9 protein-coding genes are annotated in these 6,434 nt (G+C 29.1%); 2 read left to right on the top strand and 7 right to left on the bottom strand.

All coding sequences use genetic code 11. The features are described 5' to 3' along the window. Position 1 precedes the first annotated feature (1 nt). Entirely contained in the window at positions 2-568 is a 567-nt protein-coding gene (locus bpSLO_RS04535) for a DUF603 domain-containing protein (RefSeq protein WP_246989843.1), read from the bottom strand. A 166-nt stretch (positions 569-734) separates the two neighbouring features. Here bpSLO_RS04535 and bpSLO_RS04540 point away from each other — a divergent pair, with 166 nt between their 5' ends. Continuing rightward, entirely contained in the window at positions 735-1,160 is a 426-nt protein-coding gene (locus tag bpSLO_RS04540) for an Mlp family lipoprotein (RefSeq protein WP_246989846.1), read from the top strand. Positions 1,161-1,625: 465 nt separating this feature from the next. Beyond that, positions 1,626-2,384: a tyrosine-type recombinase/integrase gene (locus bpSLO_RS04545; protein ID WP_246989848.1), complete on the top strand. Its 759-nt coding sequence runs from the start codon at positions 1,626-1,628 to the stop codon at positions 2,382-2,384. Between the two features lie 247 nt (positions 2,385-2,631). On the opposite strand, the gene bpSLO_RS04550 is transcribed toward bpSLO_RS04545, so the two are convergent. From bpSLO_RS04550 to bpSLO_RS04575, 6 genes are read right to left on the bottom strand one after another with little or no spacing between them, the layout of a single operon-like run. After that, positions 2,632-3,450 (bottom strand): DNA adenine methylase, encoded by an 819-nt coding sequence (locus bpSLO_RS04550; RefSeq protein ID WP_246989850.1) that lies wholly within the window; start codon positions 3,448-3,450, stop codon positions 2,632-2,634. Beyond that, the gene (locus tag bpSLO_RS04555; RefSeq protein ID WP_246989852.1) at positions 3,447-3,863 is read right to left on the bottom strand and encodes a DUF261 family protein; all 417 of its coding nucleotides are present in this window, start codon (positions 3,861-3,863) and stop codon (positions 3,447-3,449) included. The genes bpSLO_RS04550 and bpSLO_RS04555 overlap by 4 nt, the downstream gene beginning before the upstream one ends. Positions 3,864-3,882: 19 nt before the next feature. Continuing rightward, on the bottom strand, positions 3,883-4,224 hold the full coding sequence (locus tag bpSLO_RS04560; RefSeq protein WP_025407637.1) for a hypothetical protein: 342 nt from the start codon (positions 4,222-4,224) through the stop codon (positions 3,883-3,885). Between the two features lie 39 nt (positions 4,225-4,263). Further along, entirely contained in the window at positions 4,264-4,659 is a 396-nt protein-coding gene (locus bpSLO_RS04565; RefSeq protein WP_025407638.1) for a single-stranded DNA-binding protein, read from the bottom strand. Continuing rightward, positions 4,652-4,846 carry a hypothetical protein gene (locus bpSLO_RS04570; RefSeq protein WP_025407639.1) on the bottom strand — a complete coding sequence of 65 codons (195 nt, stop codon included), beginning with the start codon at positions 4,844-4,846 and terminating at the stop codon, positions 4,652-4,654. The genes bpSLO_RS04565 and bpSLO_RS04570 overlap by 8 nt, the downstream gene beginning before the upstream one ends. A gap of 25 nt (positions 4,847-4,871) precedes the next feature. Next, the gene (locus bpSLO_RS04575; protein WP_246989854.1) at positions 4,872-6,242 is read right to left on the bottom strand and encodes a DUF244 domain-containing protein; all 1,371 of its coding nucleotides are present in this window, start codon (positions 6,240-6,242) and stop codon (positions 4,872-4,874) included. Between the last annotated feature and the right edge of the window lie 192 nt (positions 6,243-6,434).

Here is a 6,434-nt window from a genome sequence, read left to right on the forward strand (position 1 = left end):
TTTAAATTTGTAATTTAGAGCGCACATCTGTATCAGTAGCTTTAAGCTTTAGCATTGTCTTGTAACATAGTGACATCTTCTTAAGTTCTCTCTCCCTTTTAAGCTCATCGAGTTTAAGTTTTAACTCTTCAAGCTCACGACTTTCTTCTTCTGAATGTGCTACTTTTTTATTTAAAGTCTTCTTATAAAGATTGCTAATTTGAGACTCTAATTCTTCTATTTTGTAATTATGAGTTTTAAGTTCTAACTCTAAATACCTACTAAATGAATTTATAAATTCTAGTCCCAACATACTTTTAGCCATACTAAACTGACTCTTAAGATCACGTGCTTGGGCCCTACTTTGTGATGCATGAAATAAGATATTCTTCAAAGTATCTTCACGAATAGTAAGCTTAGCAGCACCAGTAATATACTCAGGGTCATCTTTAATCTCTTCCCATTTGCGTCGCATCTTTCCTACATTAACACGACTAACTCCAAGCTCTTTTGCAATACTAGCGTCATTAAGTTTTCCTTCTCTAAAATACACAACATAATCATCTAATGATTTCTTTACCCTACTCATACCTTTTAATATAAGTTAACTAATAGGTTAACAAAAATATATTTAACATAAAATTTATAACAAAACAATAAATTTTACAAAAACAATTAATACTTATAACTACATGCACATTCAAGATGTGTAAATAGAGATATATTTTTAAATCAAAAAAGATAAGGGGATTTATATGAATAAAATTAATTTTATTTTGGTATTGGCACTACTAATTAGTAGTTGTGAATATGAGCATAGAAATGCTACACCTAAGAGTAGAGTTAAAAGAAATTTAGAAGAACAAGAAGAAGTACAAAAAACACCTGAAGAAGTGTTAAGAGAAAAATTAAATGAAACTCAAAAAACAAATCTAGATTTTTTAAAACAAGCTTTGGGTAATGATGATCTTTTTAACAAATTTTTAAATCATGATGAATCTAAAATAAAGGAAGCCCTTGAACATATAAATACTGAACTTGAAAAATGTAATGGAAATGATGGGGGTAAAAGCACTTTTAAAACCGTTGTACAAGGATATTTTAGTAAAATGGATGAAAGTACGCTCAATGGTTTTAAAGAAGGAGCAACAAGCACTTGTCAAGTAGGAGCAGGTGGTTAAAGAACCTCTCATAATCAAAAAGTTAAGAAATAATATTTAAGAAAGAGAGATTTAAGAGAAAAAGGCAACAAATATCCTAGATAAAAAAGCATGAAAAAGAATAAATTAAACTCGTTATAAAAATGGTAAGAGTAACTATAAAAGTAAACCTTTGGTTAACAGAAAGAGTAAAGTTAAATTTTCAAGAACAATATGTCTCATTGCAAAATGGAAAGCCACTAAATAGACAAATAAAGTCTACGGAGAGTAAAATTTGAAGTATTTGTTAAGGTTAGGTTAAAGTATTCTAGATATATTAACCAAATATGTTAAAAAATACCCTCTCTATTTATATAAATAACCTTAGATGAGATATTTCACTTGCAATGGAGACCTTTCAAAATTGACTCTACCTTTAAGTATTTGCTAATATTTTTATAACTAATTATATCTATTTTTAAACTATTTAGTTAACTTTTAAATTATATGAAAGGGAAACATTTAATTAACTGCAATCTTAACTTAAAAATTAAAGAATTAGAAATGCAAAATGAGCGCTTAAGTGAAGAATTAAATCTACTTAAAAGCTCACTTAAAACTAGAAATACTAAAAAATTAAACACTCCTGTAAGATTTTATCTAAATGACAAGACAACTAGACTAGTAAAACGTTCTATAGAGAGACTTAAAGAACAAGACCCAATCTCAGGATGGTTTGTACACTTACTCTCAATTACTGGTTGTAGGGGTGTTGAGATACAAAATGTAAAACTTACTGATATATATAAAGAGACAAGCAGTAATGGTGAAGTATTTTATTCTATTCGTGTTAATGTAGCTAAAAAACGTAGCAATATCTGTATAAGAGAAGTAGTTATTAGTAAGTTTGAATTTGATTCTATTATGAGAGCACATCAAGAATATTTTAGCTCTAGAGACAAAGACAGTAGGCGTACTTACCTATTTCAAAAAAGTAAATTCAAATTCCGTGACAATAAAGTTAGCATAATCAAGATTTCAAAACAGTTTAAGGAATTACTAATTAAGGGAGGATTTAAACATCGCAAATCTTTGCATATACTCCGTAATATATTTATAGCATCACTTAAAGCTAAAGGATATAATTCATTTGAAATTAAAGAGCTTATGAAATACTCATCTACTTCTGAGATTGATAATGTTTATGGACTCTCAAGTGCAAGTAAAATACAGGCTTACAAAGATATCAAAACTAGCTTGAAATAACCCATATTTTTTGCTAATATTTTTCATACACCTAAGGTACTATTTTCCCACTTCAAAAATTTTACCAACTTCAAAATAAATACCTAAAGATAAAATTAGGTATTTATTTTACATAAAAATTATTTGTTAAGCTTTTGTTTTTGATAATTCTTTGGTTTATAATATATATATTCTTTAAACTAAAATTTCATTATGCAGGGAAAAAAAGACTCTAAACTTTTCTAGGGTCTTTTTTCCATATACAAATTTACGCCTGCATTTTAAACATTTCCTTTTGAATATAACGAGTATCACGGAAGTCCATCCTTGACTTATTAGTTTTGTATGAAGTAGCTAGTATTTCATGTTTAGTTTTCTTAAAAATACTAGCTATACCAGTTGATCGTGCTACATAATTTACAAAAAGATTATGCTTTAAGAAAAGCTCAACTACACTTAAATCATCAAATTCACTTATTGCAAATTGCCAACTATATCTCTTCATCTCTATAATAAGTCTCTCTAGAGAATCTAAATTCCATCCACGATTATCAGCAAGATTGCCACGTGAAATTGAATATGGAGGGTCAAGATATACAAATGTTGAGCTTACCTTATCTCGCCTAGGTAGTGCTGCTAAAAATTTAAAAATATCACGTGACGTAAATATTGCATTATCAAGCATCTCTTTAAATCTAGATTTATAAGTTTGAAGGGTACTTAAAAACAATCTCTTAGCATTACTTCGATTTAACTTCATAGTTACGCCGGATGAAGCATAAAGTGAATACAAACTTCGCAAAACCATGTATTCGATTTTGTCCAGGTTCTCATTAATAATGCTATCATAAATAATTGCATCTCTTACACGCTTGTAGAGCAACTCGGGGTCTTGTCTTAAGATATAAAAAAACTTATATATAAATTTAGAATTATCATTGAGTATATTGTAATGGGCTAATGGCTTTGCAAAAAATACAGCTCCTGTACCAAAAAATCCTTCAATATACTGGGTATGCCTAGGAAAAAGACTTATAATATCAGCACTATAAAGGTATTTACTTCCTTCTCTACTTAGTAGTTTCAATATTTCTTAAATATTCTCCTTGATGTAATTTCATATTCAACACCCCGCTCTTTAAGCATCAGTGAATCATAAAGCACAGATGCCTCATTAGTTGCTATAAAATGATATCCTGGTGTATTTTTAATCTTAACTTCACTTATCTCAAATTCTCCATCTAAACATCTGTAAGCAGGGCCTTCCCACCTCACACTTGTACTAATATCAAACCGTCTAAGCACAGCGCATGGGTTTAGAATATAACAATTACTTCTTATATATCCTAACTTAACAAAGTTATGATAATTCTTATTTATATCAAGAACACTAAACTGCAACTTTTTATACTTTTCTATGTAATAATGAAGAGATAAAAAGTAACATCCCCATTGACGTACTGCTGAAATTAAATTCGGATTATTTTGCGTTATTTTCATCTCTAACCTTCAACCTCCATTAAATCTCTAAGTCTGGCTCCTCAAGAAGACACTCTACACTACTATCATAAAAGTTTAGAATTTGATCTACAAATATAGAAATATTAAAGAACCTAGCTACAAATATACTCCTCTTGTTAATCTTAAGTATCCCATATCTTGAAGCGAAGTCAGGACTCTTTTTGCAAATGCTTAAAAACACATCTAAACATAACTTAGCATTCCCAATAGTAAGCCCTTCTCTGCAAAGTCTCTCAAATAGCATCTCTCCTTGTCTGTCTTTCCTACAAAGTAAAACATCTTCAAAATCATATTTAGATCCCATCATATTTTCTATAAGCTCCCTTTTTGATACTACCACCCCATACCTCCTTAACTTTTAATTTACCTTATATAACTACTAAAAAGGAATATCTTCATAAAACTCATCTTGAGACTGAGAATCATTAGTCTCTTGTGTCTTAATTGACGAATTTAAGATTTGAATATCATTTACCAAAATACTGTATTTACTCTTCCCCTCACCTGTACGCTTATCTCTCCAATTCTCACAGACAAGGGATCCACTAAGTACAACTTGAACCCCTCGTTTAAGCAAAGCAGCAAGACTCTCAGCTTTAGAGCCAAAAATCACACAGTCAAAAAATTGTGCTTGTCTCTCCCATGAACTACGCCTCCTAACACCTCTATTATTAGCAAGAGTAAATTTTAATATAGAAAGACTATTACTAGTATAATTAAGCTCACAGTCTCTTGTTAAACGACCAGACATACTTAAAGAGTTAATATCAAACACCAGAACTCTCCTCATCATAAATCCTACTTAACATCTCCATACGTCTTAAATCACAATCAAGTCTTCTCATATTTTCTAAAAATTCTCGTCTTGAATAATAATCCTGAATGAGTCTCGCTATACTTCGCATGCAAAACTTACATAAAAATCTTAAAGCCTTATAAGTAATTACCAAAAATAAAACCATAAATATAAACCTCATAAAGGTACCCTTAAACAGCATTTAAAATAGGAGTAGACCAATCATTAACTACATTTGAATTACTACTAAAGGTAAAATCCATAACAGAGCTTAAAAACTTAAATCTATCCTTAATAGCTCTCCTACTCATATCTAAATGGAATAGATTCCCATCAAAGTCATAATTTATATGTTCATTTAAAGAAAAATCTTTAACCAGAGCATCTATTTGAAATTTAAGTTTATCTTTAATAGGTTTTGTTAACCTAGACAACTCTAACGCATGATCCTTTTTAGTTGTCTCTTCTACCTTGTCAATTTCAGATTGCAATGCAATAATCTTTTCAAGATGTCTCTTCAAATTCAAATTTTCGTCTTCATCAATCTCAAGATGACTTGCTTTTAAAAATGTTAAAAATTCAAACTTGAAATCCATATCACACAACTCTTGATACACAAAGCTATTCTTTAAAAAATCTTCAATAATAACACTAAGCTCGTCTAAATCAATATTTTTAATATCAATATCACTATTTGATTTTAAAGATTTGGCAATATTATTTACTTCTCTCTCCAATCTTGAAACCTCAGTCATTACAGCACTAATAAAATTATCATCCCTATTAATTACACAGTTGATAGCCTCATTACCTATGATAATAAATAAATTTCCCCTATCTAAACCTGTACATAAGAGTTGCATTTGTACTTGAACATAATATTTGAAGAAATATTTATTTTCTAAAAAATTACCTGTTTTATTGTATTCAAAAGCTGCACTTTTTAAGTAAAGATTATCACTAAATTTGATCTCAAGTAACTCTGCTTCTCCCGAGCTACTTACAAACCATCCATCAATTGTTGACCCAACTAATGTCTCACGGCCCTTAAATTTTTTAAAATAATTATATTTGTCAACACCGTTTGCATATTTGTTTTTATGTAATACTTCAATATTGCCTGCGTGCATACGAACAAATTCATCAAATCCTAAAGACTCTAGTATCTTCCCCTTTATCATGCTTAAATTATCTTCAAATGGAATCTCTCTTCCTATAGCTTTAAGTATCCTATCTCGCATTAATTTTTCTAAAGAATCAGCTCCAATAAACATACTTCCAACTTCACTTGCACCCATATGCTTTAATGCTTCTCTTTGCATACTAAAATCAACCTTACTATTAAACTTAAAACATTCATCTCTTCCAATTTTTGGTAATTTACGTCCTATCTTATTTATTTTACTTAACTGTTTTTGTTTACCTTTAAAATTTTCTTGACTTTGATATGCAAATGATTCAAATCCTTCAAACACCATCTGCCTGTACAAACCAAATTGTTGCATCTCTACCTCTGATCTTTGATTATTTATTTTTGTTATATTTGTATTTATATTTATCATATTTAACTCCTCATTTATTAGGTTTTATAAATAAAATAATATAACAAAAATTGTTTTTGTCAATATTTTTGATATATTATTTTTGTTAAATTCTATAAAAAAACATTTTTATTATAAATAGGTTTACTTTCTAACAACTATTGAGTTATGATGAATATCAATAATAAACCTAATAAATAATAGGAGCTTAAT

Source organism: Borrelia parkeri (assembly GCF_023035815.1).
Classification (GTDB): domain Bacteria; phylum Spirochaetota; class Spirochaetia; order Borreliales; family Borreliaceae; genus Borrelia; species Borrelia parkeri.